22 protein-coding genes are annotated in these 26,291 nt (G+C 69.3%); 6 read left to right on the top strand and 16 right to left on the bottom strand.

From position 1 onward, the window contains the following. Positions 1-123: 123 nt before the first annotated feature. Both ABD213_RS14350 and ABD213_RS14345 read right to left on the bottom strand, forming a co-directional pair. Positions 124-588: a hypothetical protein gene (locus ABD213_RS14350; protein WP_344330040.1), complete on the bottom strand. Its 465-nt coding sequence runs from the start codon at positions 586-588 to the stop codon at positions 124-126. Beyond that, a complete protein-coding gene (locus tag ABD213_RS14345) occupies positions 585-3,254 on the bottom strand; it encodes a TPR repeat domain-containing protein (RefSeq protein WP_344330038.1) in 2,670 nt (889 codons plus the stop codon). The genes ABD213_RS14350 and ABD213_RS14345 overlap by 4 nt, the downstream gene beginning before the upstream one ends. A gap of 222 nt (positions 3,255-3,476) precedes the next feature. Here ABD213_RS14345 and ABD213_RS14340 point away from each other — a divergent pair, with 222 nt between their 5' ends. The 3 genes from ABD213_RS14340 to ABD213_RS14330 all read left to right on the top strand — a co-directional run bounded on the left by ABD213_RS14340 (position 3,477) and on the right by ABD213_RS14330 (position 6,437). Continuing rightward, a complete protein-coding gene (locus ABD213_RS14340) occupies positions 3,477-5,204 on the top strand; it encodes a hypothetical protein (protein WP_344330036.1) in 1,728 nt (575 codons plus the stop codon). Positions 5,205-5,266: 62 nt separating this feature from the next. Next, positions 5,267-5,803 carry a hypothetical protein gene (locus tag ABD213_RS14335; RefSeq protein WP_344330034.1) on the top strand — a complete coding sequence of 179 codons (537 nt, stop codon included), beginning with the start codon at positions 5,267-5,269 and terminating at the stop codon, positions 5,801-5,803. A 112-nt stretch (positions 5,804-5,915) separates the two neighbouring features. Beyond that, positions 5,916-6,437 (top strand): hypothetical protein, encoded by a 522-nt coding sequence (locus ABD213_RS14330; protein WP_344330031.1) that lies wholly within the window; start codon positions 5,916-5,918, stop codon positions 6,435-6,437. Between the two features lie 73 nt (positions 6,438-6,510). On the opposite strand, the gene ABD213_RS14325 is transcribed toward ABD213_RS14330, so the two are convergent. The 14 genes from ABD213_RS14325 to eccCa all read right to left on the bottom strand — a co-directional run bounded on the left by ABD213_RS14325 (position 6,511) and on the right by eccCa (position 23,112). Beyond that, a complete protein-coding gene (locus ABD213_RS14325) occupies positions 6,511-7,092 on the bottom strand; it encodes a hypothetical protein (RefSeq protein WP_344330028.1) in 582 nt (193 codons plus the stop codon). Beyond that, the gene (locus ABD213_RS14320) at positions 7,089-7,676 is read right to left on the bottom strand and encodes a hypothetical protein (RefSeq protein ID WP_344330026.1); all 588 of its coding nucleotides are present in this window, start codon (positions 7,674-7,676) and stop codon (positions 7,089-7,091) included. Before ABD213_RS14320 ends, ABD213_RS14325 begins: the two co-directional genes overlap by 4 nt. A gap of 121 nt (positions 7,677-7,797) precedes the next feature. Beyond that, positions 7,798-8,442, bottom strand: a complete 645-nt coding sequence (locus tag ABD213_RS14315) for a hypothetical protein (protein ID WP_344330024.1) — start codon at positions 8,440-8,442, stop codon at positions 7,798-7,800. 215 nt (positions 8,443-8,657) lie between these two features. Continuing rightward, on the bottom strand, positions 8,658-11,174 hold the full coding sequence (locus ABD213_RS14310; RefSeq protein WP_344330022.1) for a hypothetical protein: 2,517 nt from the start codon (positions 11,172-11,174) through the stop codon (positions 8,658-8,660). Between the two features lie 979 nt (positions 11,175-12,153). Then, positions 12,154-12,585, bottom strand: coding sequence for a hypothetical protein (locus ABD213_RS14305; protein WP_344330020.1), 432 nt, complete (start codon positions 12,583-12,585; stop codon positions 12,154-12,156). A gap of 107 nt (positions 12,586-12,692) precedes the next feature. Next, entirely contained in the window at positions 12,693-13,295 is a 603-nt protein-coding gene (locus tag ABD213_RS14300; protein WP_344330018.1) for a hypothetical protein, read from the bottom strand. 252 nt (positions 13,296-13,547) lie between these two features. Next, a complete protein-coding gene (locus tag ABD213_RS14295; protein WP_344330015.1) occupies positions 13,548-13,817 on the bottom strand; it encodes a hypothetical protein in 270 nt (89 codons plus the stop codon). Positions 13,818-14,107: 290 nt separating this feature from the next. After that, positions 14,108-14,638: a hypothetical protein gene (locus ABD213_RS14290; protein ID WP_344330012.1), complete on the bottom strand. Its 531-nt coding sequence runs from the start codon at positions 14,636-14,638 to the stop codon at positions 14,108-14,110. A gap of 73 nt (positions 14,639-14,711) precedes the next feature. Next, positions 14,712-17,264, bottom strand: coding sequence for a hypothetical protein (locus ABD213_RS14285; protein ID WP_344330009.1), 2,553 nt, complete (start codon positions 17,262-17,264; stop codon positions 14,712-14,714). A 193-nt stretch (positions 17,265-17,457) separates the two neighbouring features. Further along, positions 17,458-17,694 carry a hypothetical protein gene (locus ABD213_RS14280; protein ID WP_344330006.1) on the bottom strand — a complete coding sequence of 79 codons (237 nt, stop codon included), beginning with the start codon at positions 17,692-17,694 and terminating at the stop codon, positions 17,458-17,460. Positions 17,695-17,828: 134 nt separating this feature from the next. Then, a complete protein-coding gene (locus ABD213_RS14275; RefSeq protein WP_344330004.1) occupies positions 17,829-18,188 on the bottom strand; it encodes a hypothetical protein in 360 nt (119 codons plus the stop codon). A 9-nt stretch (positions 18,189-18,197) separates the two neighbouring features. Continuing rightward, entirely contained in the window at positions 18,198-18,500 is a 303-nt protein-coding gene (locus ABD213_RS14270; protein ID WP_344330002.1) for a hypothetical protein, read from the bottom strand. Positions 18,501-18,528: 28 nt separating this feature from the next. Continuing rightward, positions 18,529-18,891 carry a hypothetical protein gene (locus ABD213_RS14265; protein WP_344330000.1) on the bottom strand — a complete coding sequence of 121 codons (363 nt, stop codon included), beginning with the start codon at positions 18,889-18,891 and terminating at the stop codon, positions 18,529-18,531. A gap of 237 nt (positions 18,892-19,128) precedes the next feature. Further along, a complete protein-coding gene (gene eccCa / locus ABD213_RS14260; RefSeq protein WP_344329998.1) occupies positions 19,129-23,112 on the bottom strand; it encodes a type VII secretion protein EccCa in 3,984 nt (1,327 codons plus the stop codon). Between the two features lie 78 nt (positions 23,113-23,190). On the opposite strand from eccCa, the gene eccD reads away from it, so the two are divergent. Genes eccD through ABD213_RS14245 form a run of 3 tightly spaced genes read left to right on the top strand, consistent with a single transcriptional unit; the run spans position 23,191 to position 26,188 of the window. Then, positions 23,191-24,615 carry a type VII secretion integral membrane protein EccD gene (gene eccD / locus ABD213_RS14255; protein WP_344329996.1) on the top strand — a complete coding sequence of 475 codons (1,425 nt, stop codon included), beginning with the start codon at positions 23,191-23,193 and terminating at the stop codon, positions 24,613-24,615. Further along, the gene (locus tag ABD213_RS14250; RefSeq protein ID WP_344329994.1) at positions 24,615-25,829 is read left to right on the top strand and encodes a MinD/ParA family ATP-binding protein; all 1,215 of its coding nucleotides are present in this window, start codon (positions 24,615-24,617) and stop codon (positions 25,827-25,829) included. Before eccD ends, ABD213_RS14250 begins: the two co-directional genes overlap by 1 nt. Then, entirely contained in the window at positions 25,826-26,188 is a 363-nt protein-coding gene (locus ABD213_RS14245) for a hypothetical protein (RefSeq protein WP_344329992.1), read from the top strand. Before ABD213_RS14250 ends, ABD213_RS14245 begins: the two co-directional genes overlap by 4 nt. Positions 26,189-26,291 lie beyond the last annotated feature (103 nt).

Raw genomic sequence — 26,291 nt, 5'->3', positions numbered from 1 at the left:
CGTGGGTCACGGGATGGCTTCCTGTTCTCTAGATCTCGACAATCCAGAGACTGCCTCCCGTGACCCACACCTGCGTGGAGGCTGGCCGGGTCAGGTGTCATCCCAACCCGTAATCCCTGAGCTCTAGGGCGTCAGGGAGATCAAGCTGACTCGAGGCACGCCCTCCGCATCGGGAAGCAGGGCGATGACCTGACTGTCCGGCAGCTCGAGCCGAACGGCTCGCGAGCCCGACCGGCCGTCGGCTTCCAGGGTGCCGGTGCTGAGATCGACGTCCCGGACCAGTGACGCATAGGTCTGGCAGAACGCTTCCGGGCTGCTTCGGAAATCCTCGCGTGTGAGCTCCCACATCCTCTGACAGTCGTCACGCGCCGCTGAGACGTACTCCTGCAGCACGCGTGCGTTCGCCATGAGGGTGGCGTCGTCCACCATCGTCGATGGAGGGATGCGGGGCATCGCGTAGCGGCTGTCAGCCTCGGTCGTCGTTGAGGGGCGTGGTGCCGGGGTCGGTGAGCCGTCGTCGCAACCGGCCAGTGTCAATGAGCCGGCGAGGATCGCCGACACCACGCTCAGCAGGTTCCGGTCCGTCATCGACCCGTGTACCTTTGCGGGAGATCGAGACCGTGGTTCGCGACGATGGTGCCGCGGACTGTCAGCAGGTCGGCGATCTCCTCATTGACCTCGTCAGGCATCCTCTGGGACAGCTGATCGTTGATGTGGGTCGTCTGGGCGTCGGAGATCTGCGAGAGATCGACGTTCCCGCCCTCGCCGATGATGCCGAGGTCTGCGAAGTCCGATGCGATGCTCGGGTCCCGGATGATCATGGCGTCCAGGACCTGGGCGCGGGCCACGGTTTCCAGGACGGTCGGGTCTGCCGCCTCGACGGCGAACGCTCCATAGAGGTTCGGGCTCGCTGCTTCGGGGATCGCGACAGCACTGGGGCGGATGGACTCGTTGGCGAGGAGGGTGATGACGTTCTTGAGTGGATCTGCCGCTCCGGTGGGAACCGTGCCGAGGATGCTGATGGCCATCTGTCGGTTCTTCGCCACCTGCTCGGCCGCATCGACACCCTCGCCGTACTGCACCACGATGGCGTTGCGGAGAGCAGCCGAGTTGTAGCCGAAGAGTCGTCCGTTGTCGTCGCCGTAGGTCCCCCGTTGGTGCGGCTGATCAGCCGGGTACACGTGAGCTGGGTCGAGGGTGTCCACGATGCGCTGCCGCTGGTATGCCTCGATCGCCGTGGCGAGCTTCATGGACGCACTGTTCGGATCCGGCTGTTCGCTCGTGGCGTCTCCGAGGTCGGAGTTGATGAGCATGAACATCTTGATGCGCTGTTCCTCGACGTTCGGGTCCGAGGTCGCTGTGTCGAACTGATCCAGTCGCATGCCGGTGGCCAGGGCGAGTGAGCGCATCAACTCAGGGTTGCGCTCGCCGACGGTCGGCGGCGACGCGCCGTCCTCGAGGTCGTGCCCGGTGCCCGGTCCGCTGCTCATGGCGATGAGCCGCTCGTAGACCTCCTGATTGCCGGCAATAGTGTCGTAGAGGCCGTTGAATGCCGCGTCGGCGAGCGCCTCGCTGCCCGCCGGCGGGTCGATGGTCCAGTCGGTCAGCGACGATGCCGAGCTGCCACCGTCCTGCCAAGGGTGGGTGTAGACGTTGGTGACGAAAGTGGAGTGATCGAAGTCTGCAGGGACGTGCGGCATGTCCGCCTCCGACCACCCGGGGTCCCCGCCGAGCAGGAAGGTCGTGGCCTCGTGATTGAGCGACGCGCGTTCCAGGAGACTGCCGTACAACTCCTCGTGCGCGCCGTTCGTCCACCCCATGTCGGTGCCGCCGGGGGACGGATCAAGGTCCGTGTACCGCGTGTTGAGGAGTTCGGAGGCGCTGTGGGCCAGCTGGATGGAGAGACCGTCACCCGCTGGCAGGTCACCCTGGGCGCGGTCGAGGAAGCCGGCGACGTCGACGAATCGAGGTTCCTTGCCGGTGTCGGTCCAGCTCTGTTCGAGAGACAGGTCGTACCGCATGTCCTCAGGGAGCGACTCCCAGCCGCCACCGATGTCCTCGTTGGAGGCCACGAGGTAGGAGCCGGCCCACGCCGCACGGAGCTCGTCGGCTTCGGCCTCGCTGAAGATGCTCTCCATGCGCGTGGCGGTGTACTCGCCACGGGGTGTTCCAGCGCCTGCGGTGTACTCGCGCTCGACGCCTTCGGTCAGGAGCGTCTCGATGGCGTCGCGGTGCTCCCAGGTCTGTCTGCCGAACTCTTCGCTGTAGCCCTGGGCGTCAGTGGCTCGACCGTCGAAGCGACCGTGCTCGAGGTCGATGCCGTTGCGTTGGGCCCACGGGAGCAGGACAGCCATGCCGGCGGCGATCTCGGCCGACCTGCTGAACGCGGCGGCGATCTGCTCGGGCGTGGCGCTGTCGTCGACACCGTCGAGGATGGTCTGGACGTCGGCACGCGCCGCCTCCTCGTCGGCGGCCGGAAGCGCAAGGTGGACGATCGCCTTCTGGATGTCTTCGGAGGGTTCGGCGATCTGTGTCCAGTCCTCGAGGATGCCGGGATTGTCGCGAAGGAAGGCCTGGCGTTCGGCCTCGGTCATGTCCTCGATGGCAGGGATCGTGCCGTTGGCGACCGCTGCCTGGTAGGCGTCGTAGCGATCTTGGGGGCTGACGCCGATGGAGGGCCACAGGGCGGTCAGTGCCGTGTAGGGGAGGAGGCCGGCGAGGTAGAGCTCTCGGATGTTGGCGGGTGTGGGGCCCTGCTCGAAGCGGCTGGCGGTGGCGTCGGCGTTGTCGTCGAGGGTGGCGACGGCGCGGTTGTACTCCGGCAGCAGAGCGGCGCGGGACGCGGCCCAGGTCTCGGTGTACTCGGGCGGGTCTTCGTCGTTCTCCGCGGCGGCCTGGCCGGCGAGGCGTTGGGACCAGGCGGCGTTCGTCCGCAGGCGCTGGTTGGGCTCGGCGACCTTGGTGTCGAACGCCTCGACGTAGGAGGCGAACTCGGTGAGGGCCGAGACGCCGTAGGTGCCGGCTTGGGAGAGGACGAGGGCGCTCTGCTGGACGGTCTGGGCGTTGGCGCGGGTGTCGGAGGTGATGTCGCCCTCGGTGGCGCCGGTGACGGCGTCGGCGTCGGTACCGAGCTCGGTGGCGATGTCGGCGATGACCCGCGCGTTCGCGGCCGGTTCCTCGGCGGCGGCGCGGATCTGCGCGGCGGTGACGCCGTTGTACAGATCGGCGTAGTTGTCGAAGTCGTTCAACGGCATGGACCGAACCCCCGGATTGTCGTCGATATCACGTCCCAGGTTAGAGCAGGAACGACGTAGCGTCACCACCGCGTGCAGAGGGTGGAGAGCGCCGAGGGACGCTCGCGACCTGACCGAGGACGCTCTCGGCAGCACAGTGGGCTTTCTCGGCAGCAGGGTGGGCTGAAGCCTCCTGGGGGTCGCATGACGCTATCCTCGAAGTCGAGCCGCTCAGGGGGTCCGATGGTCACGGAGTTCGAGAACTACGCCGACATCCACGGCGGAGTCACGGGGGAGTCCATCCGCGCGGCCGCCGCCGACCCGAACCTCGACGCAGACTTGATCGCAGCGCTCGCGAGCGAGCTGGAGGCCGACGACCGGCACGTCGCGGCCGACATCGAAGGCGACATCGAGGCGGGCACCAGGACGAACCCGCAGCAGGCGGCGCGGGTCGCTCGTCGGCTCGCGTTCGACGGGTACTTCGCCGTCGGCCTGCTGACGTCCTTCGCCTCCCACGTCGACACCTTCGATGCGACCGTCGAGGACCTGAACCGTCGCCTGCGGACCAGTACCGCCTCCGCTCAACGCTACGCCGGGCAGGCAGCCCAGGCCTCGGGCGAAGAGGCTCCCTCGTTCTCGGAGACGTGGAACGCGGTCAAGGCGAACCTGTGGCCGGAGTACCGACGCGCCGACGCCCTGCTGGAGGACGGTGCGGAGGAGGTCGCTCAGCGCTTCGAGCGCGGCGCCACCGTCGAGGGGATGAAGGAGCTGGTGGCCGCTGGTTTCCTGCCGCTGGCCACCGTGATGCGCTTCCCGCAGGTCACCTACTCCGACGCCGAGCTGGCGGAGCTGCGCGACCTCCTGGAGCCTGAGGGCAGGCTCGATGAGTTCTTCGCGCCCCCTCCGCTCGGAACGGCCTCCGCCGACGTCGAGCGACTCGTGGAACTGGCGCGCCGCATGGGTGTGGATCCGTCCGTCTACGCCGACGCGCTGCAGCAGATGTACGTCACCCGCGCGGCGGAGAGCGCGGGCATCGACCTGACCACGTGGGACGTCACCCGGGGCGCCACCGGTGTGGCTGACCACTACGAGCGCACCTACGAGTACTACGCGCAGCTCTACCTCGACAACCCGAACTTCCGGTGGGCGGCGATGGCCTCGATGATCGGTCCGTCGTTCGCCGCGGGGTTCGAGGACCTGGAGATGTTCCGCGACATCGCCGACGACCTCAGCAACATCCCGGATCACCTCCTGCCGCCATGGGCGCGCGGTCTGGACGACCTCGCCCAGCTCGGCGAGGACGACATCCGCTTCTACGAGGAGACGTTCCTGCAGATGCAGAAGGACATCTTCTACGACGCCTCGATGATGCACGAGGCGTACAACGCCGACGGGATGGCCGGCATCGACGAGCTGCGAGCGGCCGGTCTGCTCGGAAACGACCCGCAGCGGATCCAACAGGCCCACAACGCGTGGACCGACCTCGACACGGCGGTGCGGACCGGTGACACGGACCTGCTGAACGAGGCGAACAAGGAACTGCTGCGTCGTGAGCAGTTCTACACGATCGCAGAGCAGTACGACGACATGCGCAACCGTCCAGTCACCGGTGAGGCGATGACCTACGTGATGGGTGTCGTGGGCCAGCCGTCCATTCCGGGCACGCAGACGCTCGGGCAGCTGCACGGCCAGACCATCGAGGTGGACACAGCCCCGTTGATCCCGGGAGTGCAAGGCGGGGACGTGACGGTCAATGTCCCGCGTGGCAACATCGCCGACTTCGACACCCGGTGGAGCCTCATCGAGGAGGACACCTTCCCGGTGTTCGTCGATCTCGTCGAGAACGACCCCAACCAGGTCGAGGACATCCTGGACCGATCCGTCCGTGACCGCATCGACGAGAATCGGCTGTCCGAGCGCTGGCCGGCGGTCCTCGACTCGCTCGTCGACGGGAGAGCCAGGCTGTGGTGAGACTCCTGTGTCCGCTGCTCGCGGGTGCCCTGGCGCTGATGACGATGACAGGATGTGTGACCGTGAACGTTCCCGACCAGCCTGACGTCGAGCGGGATCCGACGGCACGCACCGTGGAGGACGGCGTCGAGACCTGGGACCTCACGGGTGAGCCGACGGCCGAGGCGCTGGGGATCCCCTCCGACCGGATGTCGGCGGACTACCGCAGCGACGAGCCGCGACGCATCGTGCTGCAGCTCGAGGGTGGGCGGTCCCTGCGGTTCGAGGCGCCGCTGCTCTCCTTCACCCGATCTCGCGGTGCCGGGGGTGATGCCTTCACGCTCGGGTCCCGTGGTGCCACGGTGGCGCCGGAGGACCTTGGCACCCAGCTGGCCGAGCTGACCGAGCAGCTCACCGGCGATCCGGACCCGGGGATCGAGTCGTTCCTGGCCGCGGTGGCGCAGGCTCCCGACGAGCAGACCGAACGGGTGCGCTACTCCTCACCGGAGCAGGTCTACGGCGATCTCACCCTCGGGGTTTCCGCTGACGTCGCGCCCATCGCCGGTGCCGGACGCTTCGTCGTCGGTGGCGCTTGGGCAGTCCCCACCTCCGAGGGCTGACGGAGGGGTGGCCGACGATCCTCGCCTCGCTCGTCGAGGTGCATCGGCGATGGCGGTGAGGTGGCTGCGTCGGTTCCTGGTTCTCTGTGCCGCCGCGATCCTGACCGGATGTGTGACCGAGAGCGAACCTTCCGAGACCACGGCACAGCCGGCAGCGCGCTGGGAGGTCGATGGCGTCGAGACGTGGGACCTCACCGGCGAGCCCAGTGAAGCGGCCCTCGGCATCGAGGAGGACAGCCGCGCCGGCATTCATGAGAGCGACGAGCCCCGAGAGGTCGTCCTCCTGCTTCCCGACGACACGCGTGTGGAGGTGACCACGAAGGTGCTCTCGTTCGAGCGGGCCAGGACCGCCGACGGCGACGACCGCTTCCGGATCGGACTGAGGGGACCGACCGTCCCGGCCGAGGAGCTGGTCGAGAAGCTGCGGGCCGTGACCGAGCAGCTGGGCGTCGCCTCGGCCGACCTGGACACCTTCGCGCAGGAGCTGGACGCGGCGCCGGCCGACCAGACCGAGCGCATCCGCTACGCATCGCCGACCGCCGAGCTGGGCGCGTTGACGATCAGCGTCTCGGCGAACCTCGCTCCGATCGCCGAGGGCGGGCGACTCGTCATCGGCGGTGCCTGGATGCGGTGAGAGCCTCACGTCGACGCGCTGTCGTCGCCGACCTCCAGGGCCGCGGTCGTCCGGGTGATGCTCCCAGGCTCGGTCAGCGCGCGTCGAACGTGGCCGCGTCGAGCTCGTCGCGGAGCTGTTCGACGACCGCGGTGAGGACCGCGTCGGGCTCGTCGAGCGGGGTGCGGGTCTGGGTGAGGGCGGCGCGGACGTCGAGGCCGTCCCAGGTGGCGTAGGCCTGGGGTCCGCCGGTGAGGCTGCCCTCGGGGCACACGAAGCCGGTGGTGTCCTCGACGTCGAGCCGGCGGGGGTCGTCGCAGGAGGTCTCGGTGGCGGCGAGGTCCCGGGCGGCCTGCCCTGAGGTGGCCTCCGGGGCGGCGCGGACGACGAGGGTGGGGGTGTCGGGCTCGGTGGGGGTGTAGCGGCACAGCAGCTGCGCGGTCCCGCCGCTGTCGGTGGACTCGTCGGAGACCTCGACCGCCGAGACGCCCAGCGACGCCGTGATCGACGCCTCGTCCACCATGCCGCAGTCGACTGCCAGCCCGGGCCGGTCGGGTGCGTCGTCGCTGGTGCAGCCCGCCGCATGGAGGGTGAGGAGGAGCCCGACGGCCGCTACAGGGATCGGATGTCGGCGCAGCCGGCGGGCCGAGGGTGCCACCGTCGGTGGGCGCGTCATCGTTCGTCGTACGACGAACGTAGGGCGTCGATGTCGTCGCGGGTGATGGTGGCCCGCAGCTCTTGGACCACGGAACGCAGTCGCACGTCGGAGTCTTCGACAGGGCCCGGGTCGGTCGTGTCGAACGGGCCGACCGTCAGGTCGACTCCGTCCCAGCTGGTCACGGCCTCGGGGTGGCGGGGGGTGAGGGCGGTGAGTGTGCAGATGAAGCCGCTGGTGTCCGGTACGTCGAGCTCGACGGCGCCTTCGCACGTGGCGCGCGCTGTCGCCATGCTCGGGGTCGTCGACGGGTTGCCTGCTCGTAGCATGATGTCCAGGCTCTGGCGCGGCTCCTCCGAGGAGTAGATGCACGCGATCGTGGTGGGATCGGTGAAGTCCCGAGCCCTGGTCGGCTCGCCCCCCAGGGCGGTCGCGAGGGTCTCATCGCTCAGCACCGAGCACGCCGGGCTGTCGCGGTCGGCGAGCGGATCCGGTTCGGTCTGCGTGGGCGAACACCCCGCCGCGCTCGCCAAGACGACCACGGGGACGACGCCCCACGCCAAGAGCCCAGGACGCGTCGTCGTGGGAAGTCCGAGTCGCGTCATCAGACCTGGCCCCTGGACCGGGTGAGGTTCCTCTTCGCGTCCTCGTGGACCCGTTCGGCAGTCGACAGGCGCTGGGACGCATCGGAATCGTGCCAGTTCTCGATCATGATGGTGATCCGCGTCAGTCGGCGAGGGCCGCGTACTCGGTGACGTTGTCGGCGACATTCTGTGCCGCGTCGCGCAGGACTTCAGGGTCGGGTGCCTCGGTGTCGGGGCGTGGGGTGACGGTGAGGACGACGGAGTAGTCCTGCAGCACGAACCCGGCCTCGGTCGTCTCGGTGGTCGAGCAGATGATTGCCGCGTCGTCGGTGGTGGTACAGCCGTCGCGACCGGCGAATCGCTCGGCGAGAGCGTTCTCGGCCTCGGCTCGTGCGTCGGCGTCGGGCAATGCGCGACCGTCGATGGCGAGCAGGCGCGTCGTGCCGTTGGTCACGGCGCAGCGAAAGCCGGTGACGGCGCGATCGGCGGCACCCTTGGCCCCTGGGTCGCCGATGGCCTGGAAGGGCTCGCCGGTCCATGTCGTCTCGCCGAGCAGTCGCGAGGTGTTGCCGTAGCGGTCGGTCCCGGTCACCTGCTCGACGATCGAACGATCGAGCAGACCGCAGGCCCGGTCCTGGACGTCGTCCTCGGGTGCCGACCCCGCTCCGCATCCAGTCGCCAGAGCGGAGAAGGTCAGCACGCCGACCCCGAAGACGGCCCACCTCTCCCGGGTACTCCTTGCGCCGTCATCACGGCGGTACCTCACCGACATGAACTGGACCCCCATGGATGTCAACCAGTCACTGGCCAGGTTAGTCCACGACGGACGTGATGATGCCCGTCGCTTCGGCCGGTCTCGAGCGGTGGTCGAGGGCCACACGCGAACGGAGACACCAGGCGGGCTGTCGATGGTCAACGCCGGCCCGGGAGCGTCGGGACCCCAGCGGCTGGACCGAGGATCGGGTCCGTCCGTCCCGTGCTTCGGGCCGCGTGCGTGCATCATCATCGACCCGCACGGAGCTCGGGATGGATGAACGAGGTGATGAACGCCTCGGACTGTGTGAGCTCGACGACACGCTCGTAGGCCCCGCTGGCGTTCGTGAAGTTGCCCCACTCCTCCTGGATCGCCTGGACCTGAGCGGCGGACAAGGTGTCGTCAGTGATGATGTAGCCATCCGTGTCGTAGAGGTCCGGCCTGATCTGAGGCGGGTCACCGACCAGCAGGACGTCGGCGATGCCGTCGAAGCTCGCCGAGCTGCCATCGAGCTCCTGCGGGCCGACGTAGCCGTTCTGGTAGAGGACGCTCATCGCACCGTAGGTCAGCTTGTCCTCGATGCTGCCGGTGGCCTGGTCGAGGTATCCATCGGTCGTGGGGGTCGCGGCGAGATTGCCCTTCAGCTCGGTGAGCAACTGAGACTTCGCGACGTCGTAGCCCATGACGAGGAGCTGCTGAGCCTCCGGCCCCAGTGCGAGCCTTCCACCGGGAACGAACCCCGCCACGACATCGAGGGAACGCGACATGATCTCTTGCTGCTGCCTCTGCAGCTCATCGCCCTCCGCGCTCACCGCGAGCCCGTAGTTGAGCAAGCTGCCCATGACGTTCCCGTGCTGAGTCTGCAACCCCTGGAACCCGGAGTTCATGAGCGAGTCGAGTGTCGGGGGACCGTCGAGATTGTCGAGGAACGCGTCGGTGCGCTGGTTGACCTCCAGCATCATCGCCGAGGTGAGTAGCGTCAAGCCATCCTTGTTGTCCGTGTGTCCGATCTCGCCGAGCACCTTGGCCATCTGCTCCGGGGTGATGGCGAGCGGATGCTCTGAGCTCGGCGGGGAGTTCCTCAGCAGGTCGTACACGTCAGGGGTGTATCCCGCTGCCATTGCCCCGAGGCTGTCCGTCATGTTCTCCCAGACGTGCCAGCCCGTGTCATGACCCGACGTGGGGTCATGTCCGGAGAGCTCGGCGATGCGGGAGAAGACGTCGGTGGTGAAGGCAGCGGCGAACTCCGGATCGCCTCCGCCGACGCTGGCGGCTTCGAGGGCTTCGCCCAGGCCGTCGCCCTCGTCACTTCCGTTCATCGCGGAGAACGTTCGAGCGGAGACGTCGTCCCCGTCCTCGACCCCGATGAGATAGTCCAGGATCGATGAGTCGATGCGCCCCTCACCGTCCTGGAAGAAGGCCTGGGCGGCCTCAGGGCTGTTGCCCATGGCAGCCAGGATGTTGGCCAGTCCATCGCCCGCCGGCCGACCAGAGAACATCCCGGTTCGCTCGTCCCAGACGACGTCCGGATCCATCAGATTCGCTGTGTCCCGTGGGCCCCAGACCGGCTCGCCGCCGAAGCTCCGTTCCCATGCGAGAACATCTGTGGCGAGTCTGTCCATGAACTGAGCATCGAAGACCCCCGCCGGCTGCTCACCGCCTTCGCGCAGCAGCAGCGTCAGCGCCGCGGACTGATGGAAGCGCTCTGGATCGCCGGTCGTGATGGCGTCGACGAAGCGATCTGCGAGGTCCGTGGGACTCGCAACGTTGGTGGAGTAGGTCGCGAGCGCGACACCCGCGGCGTTCATGAAGCCGTTGTACAGCTCGATGTCCGAGCGGCTTGACTCGTCCCCCATCATCATGATGCCGCTCGTTGCCGCTGTGCTGAGGTAGCGGATGGCGTCGGACATGTCCTCGAGCGAGACCGTCTCGTAGAGAGCCGTCGTGAAGGCCTCCTGCTCCTTGAAGAGGTCGAGCAGGCGGACCGTGTCGGCGTCGATGGATCGCGGGTCGGCGATGTCGTCGGCGACGTCACCGGCGAAGATCTCCTGCGCCTCGGGGGAGATGACGTCGGCGATGGCCGGGTCGACGTCGGCGTTGGCGCGGACCCAGGCCACCTGCTCCGCGGGGGTCATGTTGGCGACCTCGTTCTCGAGGGCCTGGCGCCGCTCGTCGGCGGTGAGGGTGAGGTTGGGCCACGTGCTGGAGGCGATCGTGTAGGGGATCAAGCCAGCGAGGACGAGGTCCTTGACGTTGGCGAGGGTGGGGCCCTGCTCGAAGCGGCTGGCGGTGGCCTCGGCGTTGTCGTCCAGGGTCGAGACGGCGCTGTTGTACTCCGGCACCAGCGATGCGCGAATCGCGGCCCAGGTCTCGGCGTACTCGGGTGGGTCGTCGTCGTTCTCCGCGGCGGCCTGGCCGGCGAGACGCTGCGCCGAGGCGACGTTCGTGCGCAGGCGCTGGTTGAGCTCGGCGACCTTGGTGTCGAACGCTTCGACGTGGCCGGCGAACTCGTCGAGGGCGGCGACGCCGTACGTGCCCGCTTGGGAGAGGGCGACGGCGCTCTGCTGGACGGTCTGGGCGTTGGCGCGGGTGCCGGAGGTGATCTCGCCCTCGGTGGCGCCGGTGACGGCGTCGGCGTCGGCGTCGAGCTCGGTGGCGATGTCGGCGATGACCCGCGCGTTGGCGGCCGGTTCCTCGGCGGCGGCGCGGATCTGGGCGGCAGTGACGCCGTTGTACAGATCGGCGTAGTTGTCGAAGTCGTTCATCGGCACGAACCGAACCCCCGGATTGTCGTCGATGTCACGTCCCAGGCTAGTGCACGAGCCACGCAGCGTCACCACCGCGCGGGTGTCGGTCGGTGCATCGTCGTTCCTCCAAGGACGATGGCGGGGCCTCGAGGGCATCGCGGGTGATGGTGGTCCGCGGCTCTTGGACCACGGCACGCAGCCGCCCGTCTGAGTCCTCGACGGGGCCCGGGGATCTTGCCCGGATCGGTCGTCTTCAGCCTGATGTCCAGGCTCTGGCCCGACTCCGCAGAGGAGTGGGTGCAGGCGAAGACTCCGCCGCGCTGACAGGGAGCATCGCTCCCACGACGCCCCACACCCGAGCCCGGGACGCGTCGTCGTCGGAAGCCCGAGTCGCGTCATCAGACCTGGCCCCCTGGACCTGGTGAGGTTCCTCTTCGCGTCCTCGTGGATCCGTTCAGCGGTCGCCAAGCGTTGCGGGACATCGGGTCCCTGCCAGTTCTCGATCGTGATGGTGATCCGGTCGTTGCCGGAGATCGTGAGTCGGACACCGGGGAGGAACATCCCTCGGGTGAACTCGCACGCGACACCTTGGCCGGCAGGCCCGTCGTACGGCTCGCATTCCTGAGAATCGGAATCGCGGTTGGACCACTCGCTGCGGAGCGACTTGAGCGTGCTCTCGGCATCGTCTTCAGCCTCCGAAGCGGCAACGCGCACGACCGGTTCCGAGGCCCCGTCTGCCCTCATGTCGCAGTATGTGGGTCCTGCGAGTCGTGAACCGTCGCTGGGCACGCCCGGCCCCGTGCCCACGAGATCGCCCTCCCCGAGGACTTCGGCGAGCAGATCGCGCTCGACCAGTCCACACCGGACCCTCCGCGGCGGACGGCTCTGCCTCGAACAACCCTCCGCTGTCGCAGCCCGCCAACAGCAGGGTCGCGGCGATGGTGCCTACCGCCGGATGCATCCAGTGCGTCATGCTGTCATCCTTTCGATCAGGCCTTCACCTGCTGTCGTCGAGCTCGCGTACGCGGTCGTCGACCTCCTTGGCCCAGGCCCTGACGTTCTCGGGCGTGACCTCGTCGAGCTGTGCGTCCTCGTAGAACGTGAACCTCACCAGTCGATCCTCCAGGGCCACGCTGGCGTCGATCTGGACGCGGTCCGCTCGCGTGCACAGGTAGCCGTCATCACCGGGTAGAGGGGTGATGTCCTCGCAGGGCCCTGCCTCCTGCTGTCCGCGCCGTGTCTCCTCGGCGTTGGTGCGCGCCTCCTCGCCGCCGATGTCGTAGGCGAGGATCCGAACGAGGTCAGTAGGTGAGCCTGTGGTGAGGACGTCGCACGACAGGTAGGAGCGCTCGTCCTGGTCGATGTGCCCGCCGGTGACGAACAGATCCTGTCCGCCGGTGATCTGCGCCAGGGATTCCGCGGAGATCAAGTCACAGCCGGCGTTCGGCTCGGATCCCTTGTCTCCGGCATCACCCTGGCAGCCTGCTAGAGCAAGGGCACCCACGGTCAACACGCCCAAGAGACCCACTTTCGTCCTCACAGCGACGGGTCCACGAAGTACTTGTGAAAGGTGCTCTGATGAGTGTGCTCGACGATTTGCGAGCACTCCGACGAACTCGTGAAATCGTGCCATTGATTCTGCATCCTCCGCACATCCTCGATCTCTCGGGGCTGCGCTGCCAGAGACTGGTGGCGACCTCGTTCTGCAGCGCCTGACGACGTTCGTCGGCGGTGAGGGTGGGGCCTTGTTCGAAGCGGCTGGCGGTGGCGTCGGCGTTGTCGTCGAGGGTGGCTAGGGCGCTGTTGTACTCCGGCACCAGAGATGCGCGAACGCTGCCCAGATCTCGGCGTACTCGGGTGGGTCGTCGTCGTTCTCCGCGGGGCCTGGCCGGCGAGACGCTGCGCGGAGGTGGCGTTGGATCGTAGGCGCTGGTTGAGGTCGGCGACCTTGGTGTCGAACGTCTCGACGTGGGCGGCGAACTCGGTCAGGGTTGCGACGCCGTAGCTGCCGGCTTGGGAGAGGGCGACGGCACTCTGCTGGGCGGTCTGGGCGTTGGCTCGGGTGCCGGAGGTGATGTCACCTTCGGTGGAGCCGGTGACGCCGTTGTACAGATCGGCGTAGTTGTCGACGTCGTTCATCGGCACGGACCGAACCCCCGGGTTGTCGTCGATGTCACCGGTCGGATAGTCCAGAGGGGCGGTGGCGTCACGACCCGTGTGATCGGCACCGGGCACTGAGGGTCGAGCTCGACCGGAGCGAGGTCCCTGCCCGGGTCGAGGGGGCGGGAGGTCTCGCAGGACGTCGGGGGATCGCGCAGGCGTAGGGGAGGATCGGTGCTTGTGGGGGCACTCCTTCTCGGGGAGCTCGCCGTGGACCTCATCGTGACCTGATCAGCCGGCCTGCCGTTTGCCGTCGGTGGCCTCTACGTCGCGTTGGGTGAGCTCGTCGGCGCACGTGCGGATCTCTTCCTCGTCCAAGGGTCGGCCGAGGTCCTCGAAGTGCCCTCGTAGATCGTCCTGGCGGCTGGCGACATCGGCGAGGGGTACGGTGGCGAAGTCGATGATGATGGGGGCGCCGTCGCGTTCGTCGGTCTTGGCCCAGGTGGGTAGGTCCTCGAGATCGAGCTCGCCGTCGGCGGTGCGCTGTCGAGCATCGGTCACCTGGCAGTAGAGGACGGAGATGCCGCGGTCGTAGGCGGCCTCGGTGTAGCCCTCGCCGGCGATGTAGTGGCACCAGTCCCGGTCGCCGCAGATGCACCGATGTCGTCGTCAGCTCCGAAGACGCCGCACCCGGCGAGCTCGCTGAGGGTCGCGACGCCGCACACGCCGGTCGGGGTGAGGGCGTCGAAGCACGGGCGACGACGCGTCGACCTCGGCCGAGCCTGCATGGGTGGGAGGGAATCGTCGCCATGACCCTGCGGCCGTAGGGCCCTCGACGGCGGTCCGAGTCCTCACGTCGAGGAGTCCCTGAAAGCGGCGAAGCCGTCGAGGAAGGCGGTGGTGAGGCGCTCTGCGATCTCCAGCTGCTCGGAGGACGGCAGCGCCGGCGGTGCGTCGGAGAGCACGACGGAGAAGGACGTGTCGTCTGCGTGCCCGTAGATGTAGGCGTCCTGACGTTCGCTACCGCCCGTCACCTGTTGACACCCGATCCCGGTCAGGGGCGCGCCGGTGTAGGCGGTGCAAGGTTCAGCGAGCGTGTCCTCGAAGTCAGGGGAGTCGAGCTGCTGGCGGATGTTCTCCTCGATGACGACCGGATCGGCGGGGTAGGACGACTTGATCGTGAGGGTGACATCGTCGCTGACGATGTCGCACAAGGCCAGGGCGCGGTCGTCGTCGGCCTCGATGCTGTCGTTCTGGGCGGTCCAGTCCTGGGTTCCGACGGCCTTGTTGACGAGGGCGTCGTCGAGGAGGGCGCATGCGCTCGGCGGAGAGGGCTCCGGGTCCTGGCCCTCGCATCCGCTCAGGCCCAGAGCGAAGATCACGGCTGCTCCACCCGCGACACTGGATCGAAGATGCCGAACCTGTGGTGCGCGCGAACGGCCGGCGCGAAGACGCTCAGTCATTCTCGGGGCTCTTGTTCAAGGTTCGGTCGAGACCATCCTTGGCGGCGTCGACATAGGCGCTCGTGTGTTCAACCGGAGCCGTTTCACCCTCTGGTGCCGAGGTCCACTGGTCCCATCCTGCGAAGATCTGGTCCACTGTGTACTCGCTGGTGGGTTCGAAGGCATCGATCCCGTCGAGGTCGTACAACTGAGGATTGAGGATCCTCGTCCCCTCGGGACCTGGGATCGTGATGCTGCGAGGGACGTCGACGATTCCGCTCGCGATCAGCTGGTTCGTCGTGTGATAACGAATGGCAGCCTCGCTGGACACTCGCTGGTCGGACTTCCACTCCGGTCCGATGGCGTCAGGGCTTGCCGAGACCGAGTCCTTGAGAGCACTCAGACCTTGAGAGGTGGCGGTGCTGTAGGCGCTCTGCGCCAGTTGCGAGGCTCCTTCGCCCAAGACGCTGCCGGCGCCGGGAATGAACCCTCCTGCGATATCGAGAGCCTTTGCGGCGATGGCGGCGCGCGCCTCGGCGATGTTCATGTCGTCCTGGTCGACGGTGATGGCGTGGTTGATGATCGTCCCGAGCACCTCCCCGTTCGTGCCGGTGCGGCCGAGGATCAGTCGGTCCAGTGTGCTCGGGTCGGCTGCGCTGATGGTCATTGCGAGTCGATGGTTGCCCTCGATCATGACAGCAGCAGACAGCGTCTCCACGCCGGACTTGTCGGGACCTCGTCCGACTTCTCCCACCACGGTGAGCAGATTCTCACGACTCACGTTGAGGTCCTGTGGCCTTTGCCCGTCGGCATTGATGATGTCGTAGACGTCGGGTGCGTAGCTGGCGGCGATGTTGCCGAGGTTGTCGGCGGTGCTCGGCCAGATGTGCCAGGCGTCGTCGAACCTGTTGCGGTCGCCGTGGCCACTGAGGTCGGCGACGCGGTTGAAGACGTCGCTGGCGAAGTCGCTGCTCCAGCGATGGGTGTCGGGGCGGTCACCATCGCGGACGGCGGCAGCTTCCAGGGCCAGCCCCAGCCCTTCGCCCTCGTCGCTGCCGCGCCGCTCGGAGAAGGTGCGCGCGTTGACGCCCTCTCCGTCCTTCGTGCCGAGCAGGTAGTCGAGCTTGTCGCTGTCGATGTGACCGTTGTCGTCGTTGGACCCGTCGTAGAAGAACTGTCGCGCGGCGTCGGGGGAGCTGGCCATGGCGCCGAGGAGATTGGCCAGACCGTCTCCGCCGGGCGATCCGCTGAAGGTGACCGAGCCATCGTCGTGGTGGTTGGCGAAGACTCCTTCGCCGAAGGGGTCGTAGACCGGCGGTTGGTTGCGTGGTTCCCACACCGGTCCGTCCTGGGCGCGCTCCCAGTCGTAGATGCGGTCGGTGAGGCCAGCGATGAAGTTCGTGTCGTACTCCGCGCTTTGACCTCCGGCCCGCAGAAGGAGCGTGAGCGCGGCAGCGTCGGGATTGACGGGGCTGCTCGTGGTGTGGTCGATGTACTCGGTGCGGGTGATCGCGTCGAACCAGGTGTCGACGAGGTCGGATGGAGGCGCGTAGGCGCCGGTGCCCTTCGTGAAGGTCGCCATCGTCACGCCTGCACCAGTCAAGAAGTCGCGATAGAGCTGTTGCTGCTCCTCACGGTTCTCGCTGAGGCCGTACGAGTACGACTGATCAGGGAAGGCGTGGGCGTTGAGGTAGGCGATGGCGTCGCCCATCTGCGCCGGGGTGACGTTGCTATACAGGGCGTGGGCGAAGGCCTCCTGCTCCTTGAAGAGGTCGAGCAGGCGGACGGTGTCGGCGTCGATGGATCGTGGGTCGGCGATGTCGTCGGCGACGTCGCCGGCGAGGATCTCCTGCGCCTCGGGGGAGATGACGTCGGCGATGGCCGGGTCGACGTCGGCGTTGGCGCGGACCCAGGCCACCTGCTCCGCGGGGGTCATGTTGGCGACCTCGTTCTCGAGGGCCTGGCGTCGTTCGTCGGCGGTGAGGGTGAGGTTGGGCCACGTGCTGGAGGCGATCGTGTAGGGGATCAAGCCAGCGAGGACGAGGTCCTTGACGTTGGCGAGGGTGGGGCCCTGCTCGAAGCGGCTGGCGGTGGCCTCGGCGTTGTCGTCCAGGGTCGAGACGGCGCGGTTGTACTCCGGCACCAGCGATGCGCGGATTGCGGCCCAGGTCTCGGCGTACTCGGGTGGGTCCTCGTCGTTCTCCGCGGCGGCCTGGCCGGCGAGGCGTTGCGCGGAGGCGACATTCGTCCTCAGGCGCTGGTTGAGCTCGGCGACGGAGGTGTCGAAGGCCTCGACGTGGGCGGCGAACTCGTGGAGGGCGGCAACGCCGTACTCGCCTGCCTGCGAGAGGGCGACGGCGCTCTGCTGGACGGTTTGGGCGTTGGTGCGGGTGCCGGCGGTGATGTCGCCCTCGGTGGATGCGGTGACGGCATCGGCGTCGGTGCCGAGGTCGGCGGCGATGTCGGTGATGATCCGGGCATTGGCCGCGGGCTCTTCGGCGGCCGCACGGATCTGGGCCGCGGTGACGCCGCCGTACAGATCGGCATAGTTGTCGAAGTCGTTCATCGGCACGGACCGAACCCCCGGGTAGTCGTCGATGTCGCACTCAAGGATAGTCCAGAGCAGAGATCCCGTCACGCGTCAGACGTGCCGACACGAACGTGCAGTGGGGCGACGGGAACTCACTGTCCCGCACGAGGTCGAACGCGCCACACCACCAGACGTCAGCGGACGACATGTCTCGACTGCGCTGCAGGAGTCAGGAGGCGCGGCGCGCGGTGAGCTCCTTCACCAGCTCACGGCACGCTGCCAGCTGACCACGGAAGTCTTCGATCCGTCGAACGTGGGCCTCCTCCAGCCGTGCGCCGGGTCTGTCGAGGGCGCGGGCCAGGGACGCCATGTCGCGGGACCCCTCGTCCAGGTCATGGGCGATGCCGCGCACCACATCGGCGCTCAACCAGCCTGACCGGGACGCGTCACCGAAGCCGTCGACCATGGTTCCCCTCCTGAGCGGTGCGTCGCGACAAGGCTATCGACCAGCCGATCGGCTGTCGTGCCTGACACAGCGACGAGACGCCAGTGGGCCCCGCCGACGACGTCGACGAGGCCCACTGCCCACGCGTGTCCACGTCACACGGGCACGTTGCCGTGGATGCGGTCCGAGATCGCCGAGTTGGCTGCTACCTCGGTCTGCAACACGTACCCGCCTTCGGTGTCCTCGTTGCGAATGGTGGAGGCGACGTTGGAGACGTTGTCGCCTGCCGCCGTCAGCTGTGAGCCGAACAGGTTCGCCGTGTCGACCACGTTGTTCGTGACGTAGGCCGTGATGGAACCGCGCACGCGAGGGTGCCCGACGGCACTGGCGCTGGACTCCAACGTCGTGCTCAACCGTCGCGCTGCGGGGCCTCCGCCACCGCTACGACGAGCGATGTTGCGACCGACACTGTGCAGGGTGTCGACGACGGCACCGACGATCCCTGATCCACTCATGGACGGACCTCAGATGCTGCGGATCGACCGGTTCGCCGACGCGCGCGCCGCGTTGATGAACTGGTCGGTCTGCTCGGACGTGCGGTTGCTCGTCCGCTCGATCCCGGTGTTGACGTCCGTCGCGTGACGGTTGGTCGAGGCGCGCTGGCGGGTCAGCTCGTCGGAGCCGACGCCTCCCTCGCGCGAGGCCACCTGCTGCGCCTGCTGGCGATCGACGTCCTCGCCGAGGCTGCGGTTGTTGCCGACGTTGGCTCGGGTGGCGTCGGTGTAGTTCTGGACGGATGCGCGGTCAACGCGTACGCGGTCGGTCATGGCAATCTCCTGGTCTCGGTGTCCGGGCTCAGACGGTCGGGTTGATCTTGGCGTGCAGGTCGAGCGCGTTCTGGTCGAGCGACGTCGACTCGGCGCGCTGCGCCTGGGCAGCCTCGTCCTCGTGCACGGCGATGTCGCGCACGTTCCGCTGCCCGCCGGCGGCGTTGGCCGTGTGCAGGAGCGCTGCGGCGCTGAGGTTGTTGGCAGCGGCCGTGGAGCCGTTGGAGGCCTGAGCGGCGAAGGCGCCGTGGTTCTGACCCTGGAGCTCGGCCGAGTGACCGTGCTGCTTCTTGGCGAGCCCCGCGACTCCCTCGCCGGAATTGGCGACGGCACGGTTGCTCTGCTGGGCTGCTTCGTAGCCCTCTGTCAGTGAGACGCGATCTGCGGACATGCGGTCCTCCCCCTGTGGAGATGCTGGAATTGCGTCGAGGCTACCAAGATCGCGCCGGAACCGCACGGGTGGTGAGACTCGGGTCACACCGTCCAGGGTGGTCGCGCGCGCGGGTCTTCCCGAGCTCTCGGGCCGAGCTCCTGCCGACCCTCGACGACGAGCGTGTCCCGCTCCGGGCGGCCGGGACAGGGCTGGCACGGAGGCTGGAGGTGCCACGCCTGGCAGACCCACCGGTACTCATCGCGGCTCCTCGTCCGGCACGACCGCCGTCTGCACGAGAGAGGCCCCGCCGTCGCGGTTGATGTACATCGCCCGCCCGACCGGCAGCCGCCGGGAGGCGTGCCCGCCGACGAGGCGTCCCTCCATCCGGTCGCCGGAGAACATGAAGCCGGGCGCGCTGAGGTCGATCAGACGCTGGATCAACGGCTCGAACACGGCCCGGCTCATGCCGCCGGTACGACGAGACAGCACGAGGTGGAAGCCGAGGTCGCGACCCTGCGGCAGCAGGTCCACCAGCCCGAGGAGCGGGTCGCCCTGCGAGGTGGCCACGAGGTCGTAGTCGTCGACGATGACGAACACCTCCAGACCCTTCCACCACGACCGCGTCCGCAGCTGCTCGGACGTGACGTCCGGCCCCGGCACACGGTCGTTGATCGCGCCCGCGACACCGGCGACGAGGGAGGCGGTCTGCTCGGCACCGGCGGCGTACCCCAACAAGTACTCCTGCGGCACGACGTCGAGCAACGAACGGCGGTAGTCGACCACCGCGAAGCCGATCTCGTCGGGGGAGTGCGACGAGATCAGGTTGTGGATCAGGAGCTTGAGCAGGTTCGTCTTGCCCGTCTCGCCGTCGCCGTAGACCTGCAGGTGCGGATCGCTGCCCCAGAGCTTGATCTCCGCCGGTCCCAGGTTGAGCTCGGACAACCCGACGAGGATCCCCTTGTCACCCAGCTCGATCGGCGGCAGGTCGGACAGCTCGACGCGGCGCGGCAGCACCTGCACGCGCTCGACGGTCCGCTCGCCCCACGCCTCGGAGATCGCGGCGACGAGCGCACGCTGGTCCGACTCCAACGACGGGAGCGCGTCGGCGTCCTCGTCGTCCTGGGAGACCTCCAGCACCGGCAGCGCGGCCTGGAAGATCATCGCCGCCTTGCGCGAGCCGGTGATGCCGCGACCGGTCGAGTCCTTGGGGAGCTGCTCGCTCACCGCCCGCTCGAACTCCGACTCGTAGGCGTCGTTCAGGCGTAGCTCCAGCCGCCCACCCATCGAGCCCTGCATGCGCATCCGCACCTGCATCGCCTGCGTCACCGTGATGACCACGTGGACGCCGAAGTTCGAGCCGCGCGCCGCGATGTCGGCGATCGTGTAGTCCAGGTCCTCCCACTCGTCGCGGAACGTGCCCCACCCGTCAACGACGAGGAAGATGTCGCCGGGCTCGGAGTCGAGCTCACCGGCGGCCCGCGCCTGCCGGTACGCCCCCATGGAGTCGAACCCCCGGTCGCGGAAGAGGGACTCGCGCCGGTCGAGCGCCGAGCGGACGTCGTTCACGGTGCGCTGGATCCGTTCGGGATCGGTCCGCGACGTCACCGACGCGACGTGCGGGACGTTCTTGAGCGACGACAGCGACCCGCCGCCGTAGTCGATGCAGTAGAAGACGACGTCGCCCGGCGCGTACCCCATCGCCATCGACAGGATCATCGTGCGCAGCAACACCGACTTGCCGGTCTGCGGCGACCCCGTGACGACGAGGTTCGCGCCACCGCCGGTGAAGTCCCACTCCAGGGGGAACTGGTCCTGGTGCTTGGGGTCGTCGACCAGGCCGAGCACGGCTCGGCACGTCGTCAGCGGACGAGTCTCGCCGACCCGTGCGAGTGATCCCAGGGCGAGCCGCTCCGGCAGGGGCTCGAGCCAGACGGGACGGACCCTCGGCGCGCCGGCCGCGGTGATCTGGTCACACAGGACGTCCAGTACGCTCACGTCCGACGTCGGGCTCACGGCGACAGCGCTCTCGGCGGCCTCCTCGGCCTCGGCCTCCGCCTGCCGTGCGAGCCACTCACCGATCCCGTTGACCGCGACGTACGGCACCACCGGGACGGCGGTCTTGGGTCCCTCCGACGGCGGCACGTAGGGCGAGGAGACGAGCGCGGCCTTGAACCGGTCGAAGACGGTGGTGTCGACCTTCAGGTAGCCCGACCCCGGCTCCGGCGGCAGGTGGAAGGCGTCCGGGACACCGATCGCGTCCCGGCTCTCCGACTCCGAGAACGTGCGCAGGCTGATCCGGTACGACAGGTGCGACTCCAGGCCGCGGATCTTGCCCATCTCCAGCTTCTGGGTCGCGAGCAGCAGGTGGACGCCGATGGATCGACCGATGCGCCCGATGGCCACGAACATCTCCGCGAAGTCCGGCTTCGCCGTCAACAGCTCGGAGAACTCGTCGACGATGACGAGCAGGTGGGGGAGGGGCTCGAGGTCTTCGCCGGCGTCGATGCGGTCCTGGTACGCCGTGACGTTGGGCAGGTTCCCGGCCTTCTTCAGGATCTCCTGGCGTCGCTGCATCTCCCCGTAGAGGGCGTCGCGCATCCGGTCGACGAGCGTCAGGTCGTCCTGGAGGTTCGTGATGGTGCCGGCCACGTGCGGGATGTGCTCCATCGACGCGAACGTGGCGCCGCCCTTGAAGTCGACCAGCATGAGCGCCAACCGGTCGGGTCCGTGGCCGATGACCAGCGAGCTCACCAGGGTGCGCAGCATCTCCGACTTGCCCGAACCGGTGGCGCCGACGACGAGCCCGTGCGGACCCATGCCGCCGTGCGCGGACTCCTTGAGGTCGAGCAGGACGCCCTGGCCGTTGGCGCCGACGCCGATCGGGACTCGCAGGAGGTCACGCAGGGCGCGCGGGCGCCACGTGCGGCCCACGTCGAGGCGCGCGGGGTCGTCGACGCCGAGGATCTCAGGCAGCCCGACGGTGTCGTTGAGCCCGTCCTCCCCGACGTCCTCGTGCGTCAGCCGCAGTGCGGAGATCTGCCGCGCCACCGCCGACTCCGTGCCCGGGGGCAGGACGTCCATGCGGAAGGAGTCGGTGCGCACCGCGCTGTGCACCTCGCCGCGCTCGTCGATCTCCAGGCGCAGGTCGACCACCTCCGGCTCCTGGCGCTGGTCATCGGTGAGGGTGATGACGTGGACGCCCAGCTCGGCGAGGGGGACCGCCGGGTCCGGTGACGAGAGCTGCTGCCCGGTGGGCAGCCCCTGGGCGTCGACGACGACCACCAGGTGATCACCCGCCGGGGTCTCGCTCCCGCGCGACCGGGACCGTCGGTCCAGCCGTGTCTCGAACTCGGCCGCGAGCATCTCCGCCATCGCCGGGACCGAGGTCGCCACCCGCCGCGCCGGGAGGTCGCCGTCGAGCTGGGCGGTCTCCTGCAGGTGGGGGAGCCACTTCGCCCAGTCCCAGTCCGGCGCCGCCTCGTCGGACCGCACGACCGCGAGGGACAGGTCGTTCGGTCCGTGCAGCACGGCCAGCTGGGTCAGCACGGTGGTCGCCATGGCACGGCGCGCCGCCGGGCGACCGCGGAGCACCAGCTGGCCGATGCTCGCCAACGGGACGACGATCGGCTGGTCGCGCAGCGTCGCGTAGCGCTGCTGCAGCTCCTGCGCCGACTGCAGGCAGACGGGGTCGAAGTCGTTGAGTGGACCGGTGTCGGCGTCGAGGGTCAGGCCCGCGGCGAGAGGCACCTCGCCGGTGCCCACCCGGACGGCCAGGAAGTCGGGATGGTGGGGGCGTCGCTCCCAGCGCCGGGCGTCGTTCCCGGCGATGTCCCACAGCTGGTCGGCGCGCGGGTGCCGCCACGCCTGCTCGGCGCGCTGGCCGGCGATCTGGTCGCGCACCGTGTGACGCAGCGACTCGATGTAGTCGAGGTAGCGCTCACGACCTTCCCGCACCTGGCGCTTGGCGCCGCTGCGTTGGGAGATCACCATGAGGGCGCCGATCGCGACCGCACCGATCAGGGCGAGGAAGGCGGCCACCGCGATGATCGGGCGGTCCTTCTGGGTGATCGCGATGGTCATGGAGCCCGTGCCGCCCATGATCGGCATCATGAGCATGCCCGCCCCGGCGATCGCCGGGGTGGACTGGCCGCGCGCCGGCGGAGGCTCGATGGCGAGCGACGTCGACGTCCGCCGCGGCGGCTCCACACGTGCCGGACGCTTGACCAAGGTCGTGGTCATGCCGTCTCCCCATCGTCGGTGTGCCGTGGCACGAGGCGGGCGTCGCGCCGTACCTGCGGCGTGCGCTGATGCAACGCTATGCTCACGACCGCTCGACCGATGCGCAAGGGCGGAGGGTCGAGCACCATCATCGGACAGGAGGGGGCCGACGTGCTGACGGCCTACAGCCGGGTCACCGTCGTGACCGACCAGCGCACGGTCGACCTCGCCCTGCCGAGTGCCTTGCCGCTGGCCGACGTCATGCCGCAGGTGATGCGGTACGCGGCTCCCGAGCGGTCCGACGGCCCACCGACGAGCTGGACGCTCGCGCGCGTCGGGGGCCCGACGATGCCGCTGGTGCAGACCCTGCAGGACGCGGGAGTGCTCGACGGCGAGGTCCTCGAGCTCCGCTCGACGCGCGACGACGCTTCGCCGGCGCTGGTGGAGGACGTGCGCGACGCCGTCGAGGACAGCGTCGACGCGGCGGGCGGCGTCTGGGTGCCGCGCACGACGGCGTCCTTCGCCGTGCTGGCGACATCTGCCCTCCTGCTCGCGTGGGCCGCCCTCGCCCTCCTGGCGCCGGTCGCACCGGCGGACCGGGAGGTCGACCTGCTCGCCGGCGTCGTCCCGGCCGTCGTCGCCGTGGCGGTCCTGCTGTTCGCGACGTGGTGGGCCTCCGTGAACGCGCGACCCGCCGACGCGCAGGTGGCTGCCGTGGTCGCCCTGGTCTGGGGCCTGCTGCTCGGGCGGTCGATCGCCGACCCCCTCTCCGTCCAGCTCGTCATCCTCACGGCCGTCGCGATGATGGCGGCCATGGCCGGCGCGGCCCGCCTGCTCACCGCCGACGCCACCGCGCACGCCGCGTTCGCGGTCGTCGCGCTGGCCGCCGTGCTCGTCGAGGCCGGCGTCACCATCGGCCTGGCGATCGACCCGATCCAGGCGGTGCGGGTCCTGCCCGTCCTCGGACTGCTGACGGTGGGCGTCCTGCCACGCATCTCGCTGTCCGTCGGCGGACTCGCGAGCGCCGACTACCGTGTCCGCCACGTCGGCCAGCTCGACCTGGCGGCGCTGCGTCGCCGCTACCGTGCGAGCAACGACATCCTGATCGGGGCCCTCCTGGGGATCGCGGGGGTCGTCGTCGTCGCCTGCGTCGTGCTGGTGCTCGGGGACGACCCGTGGGACCGGACGCTGGCCCTGGTCGTCGCCGTCGCCGCGGTGCTGCGGTCGCGGGTGTTCTCCCGCATCCAGCACGTCCTGCCGCTCAGGGTCGCCGGCCTCGTGGTGCTCGGCGTCGCCCTCGCCGCCGTCGTGCTGGCCGACGGTGACCTCGTGCCCTTCCTCGTGCCCGTCACGGCGGTCCTCGGGGCGGTGGCGCTCGGCATCGCGACGGTCCCGATCTCGGAGATCTCGCGAGCCCGGGTCAAGCGCACGTTGAACATCGCGGAGTTCCTGGTCGTGGTCACGATGCTCGTCGTGCTGGCCGGTGCGCTCGGGCTCTACGGCCAGCTGGGAGACATCTTCTGATGAGTGACGACACCTCCGAGGAGCAGGAGCGGCTCGCGGCCGAGATGCGTCGTCGACGCGAGGCCGAGGGCACGGCCGCCGACCTCGCCCGCATGGGCATCGACCCCCGCAGCCTCGGGCTGGGAGCCGACCCGCCCCCTCCCGCGGCGCCCCGGGACCCCGCCGCGCACGACGAGGGAGGTCCCGGCGACGACCGTGCGCCGGTGGTCCAGCTGCGTCCCGACGTCGATCCGGCGCCGCCGACGCTGCTCTCGCCGTCCCCGACCCTCCCCGCGTCCGGCCCGGGCCCGGCCCCAGCAGAAGCGCCGACCCCACCAGCGCACGACGGCGGGTCGAGTCGACACCCGGTGCAGGACCTGCTGGCTCGCAGCACCCCCCCGGCACCGACCGGAGGCTCGCGCCGCTGGATGGTGCGGGCCGTCGCCCGCGGACTGTCCACGGCCGACGCCGCCGAGTCGGTCGCCGCCGACCGCGAGGTCGTCGAGGCGGTTCGCCGTCGCCAGAGCGACCGGCGCGTCGTGGCCTTCGTGGCAGGAAAGGGCGGTGTCGGGTGCACGAGCGTCGCGCTCGGGGTCGCCTCCTGCTTCATGGCGCTGCGCGAGGACCGCACGGCGCTGCTCGACGTCCAGCAGGGCACCGTTCCCTTGTCGGCACTGCTCTCCATGAGCGACCGCGTCGACCTCGCGGGCGCCGGCGCGCTCGAGGTCGACGAACCGGTGCCGGCCGCCGCGTCCGGACTCGGGGTCGTCGACGCCGTCGAGTGGGGACTGCGCCCGAGCCGACGCGACCTCGCGCAGGCGCTCGAGCGGGTCGGGGCCGACCACACGTTCGCGCTGCTCGACGCGGGCGCGAGCGCCGGCGAGGCCGCGCACGCCTCGGTGGCCCGGGCGGACCAGGTGGTCGTGGTGACCGGCCCCGGTGGGCTGGGCGCGCTGGCCCACGCCGCGGCCATGGAGCGCGTCCTCGAGGTCAACCCGGCAGCGGCGGAGCAGGCGATCCACGTCGTCGTCTGCGCCCACGAGGAGTCGTACGGTCGGGTCCAGCGGGAAGCGGTCTCCCGGCTGCGTGGTGCCGGTGCCGCGGCGGTCGTCGCCGTCCCGCCGGACCCGCACCTCGCCACGGGAGCGCCCTACGACCCGGCGCTCGTCGCAGCACCCACCCGAGAGGCACTGGTCCGCCTGTCCGCCGCCATCGCCCTGGGCGGACGTCGATGAACGCGGCCGACGACGAGCGGGACGCACCACCCACCAAGCCGCCACCGACGCTGGCGCTGCAGAACACGCCGAACGCCGAGCGCTACGTCCTCGAGGCCGACGCCATGCGCCGCCGGCAGATGCGTTCTGCGTTGCTGCACGGCAGCCGCCGCACCTGGCGCGAGCACCAGCGCATCTGGCCCGCGATCGTCGTCGGCGTCATCGTCATCGCCGTCATCGTCGCCGGGTTCGCCGTGCGCGACGCCTTCCGCATCACGCAGGAGAACCAGCGAGAGCGCGAGCAGCAGCAGGCGCCGGCCACGGCGCCCGTGGAGCCGGGGGAGCAGCCGGCCGACCCGGAGCCGACGGGCACTCCCTGACGACGTCGACCGGCGGATCGATGGCGGGTGAGCATCCTGCGACGGGCCGGTCCCTCGCCGTGTACGGTAGCGCCGACATCGTTCCGGGGGAGGGGCCCGTGTT

It is taken from the genome of Aeromicrobium halocynthiae, assembly GCF_039531385.1.
GTDB lineage: Bacteria > Actinomycetota > Actinomycetes > Propionibacteriales > Nocardioidaceae > Aeromicrobium > Aeromicrobium halocynthiae.
This window is presented reverse-complemented; position numbering and strand designations above follow the sequence as displayed.

What these genes read in the sequence shown, in the direction of transcription:
- ABD213_RS14275 (WP_344330004.1), bottom strand. Translation starts at nt 18,188, where the DNA reads ATGAGTGGATCAGGGATCGTCGGTGCCGTCGTCGACACCCTGCACAGT.
- ABD213_RS14310 (WP_344330022.1), bottom strand. Translation starts at nt 11,174, where the DNA reads ATGAACGACTTCGACAACTACGCCGATCTGTACAACGGCGTCACTGCC.
- ABD213_RS14350 (WP_344330040.1), bottom strand. Translation starts at nt 588, where the DNA reads ATGACGGACCGGAACCTGCTGAGCGTGGTGTCGGCGATCCTCGCCGGC.
- ABD213_RS14320 (WP_344330026.1), bottom strand. Translation starts at nt 7,676, where the DNA reads ATGACGCGACTCGGACTTCCCACGACGACGCGTCCTGGGCTCTTGGCG.
- ABD213_RS14315 (WP_344330024.1), bottom strand. Translation starts at nt 8,442, where the DNA reads ATGGGGGTCCAGTTCATGTCGGTGAGGTACCGCCGTGATGACGGCGCA.
- ABD213_RS14325 (WP_344330028.1), bottom strand. Translation starts at nt 7,092, where the DNA reads ATGACGCGCCCACCGACGGTGGCACCCTCGGCCCGCCGGCTGCGCCGA.
- ABD213_RS14280 (WP_344330006.1), bottom strand. Translation starts at nt 17,694, where the DNA reads ATGGTCGACGGCTTCGGTGACGCGTCCCGGTCAGGCTGGTTGAGCGCC.
- ABD213_RS14345 (WP_344330038.1), bottom strand. Translation starts at nt 3,254, where the DNA reads ATGCCGTTGAACGACTTCGACAACTACGCCGATCTGTACAACGGCGTC.
- ABD213_RS14340 (WP_344330036.1), top strand. Translation starts at nt 3,477, where the DNA reads ATGGTCACGGAGTTCGAGAACTACGCCGACATCCACGGCGGAGTCACG.
- ABD213_RS14270 (WP_344330002.1), bottom strand. Translation starts at nt 18,500, where the DNA reads ATGACCGACCGCGTACGCGTTGACCGCGCATCCGTCCAGAACTACACC.
- ABD213_RS14285 (WP_344330009.1), bottom strand. Translation starts at nt 17,264, where the DNA reads ATGAACGACTTCGACAACTATGCCGATCTGTACGGCGGCGTCACCGCG.
- eccD (WP_344329996.1), top strand. Translation starts at nt 23,191, where the DNA reads ATGCTCACGACCGCTCGACCGATGCGCAAGGGCGGAGGGTCGAGCACC.
- ABD213_RS14265 (WP_344330000.1), bottom strand. Translation starts at nt 18,891, where the DNA reads ATGTCCGCAGATCGCGTCTCACTGACAGAGGGCTACGAAGCAGCCCAG.
- ABD213_RS14245 (WP_344329992.1), top strand. Translation starts at nt 25,826, where the DNA reads ATGAACGCGGCCGACGACGAGCGGGACGCACCACCCACCAAGCCGCCA.
- ABD213_RS14250 (WP_344329994.1), top strand. Translation starts at nt 24,615, where the DNA reads ATGAGTGACGACACCTCCGAGGAGCAGGAGCGGCTCGCGGCCGAGATG.
- ABD213_RS14300 (WP_344330018.1), bottom strand. Translation starts at nt 13,295, where the DNA reads ATGAACGACGTCGACAACTACGCCGATCTGTACAACGGCGTCACCGGC.
- eccCa (WP_344329998.1), bottom strand. Translation starts at nt 23,112, where the DNA reads ATGACCACGACCTTGGTCAAGCGTCCGGCACGTGTGGAGCCGCCGCGG.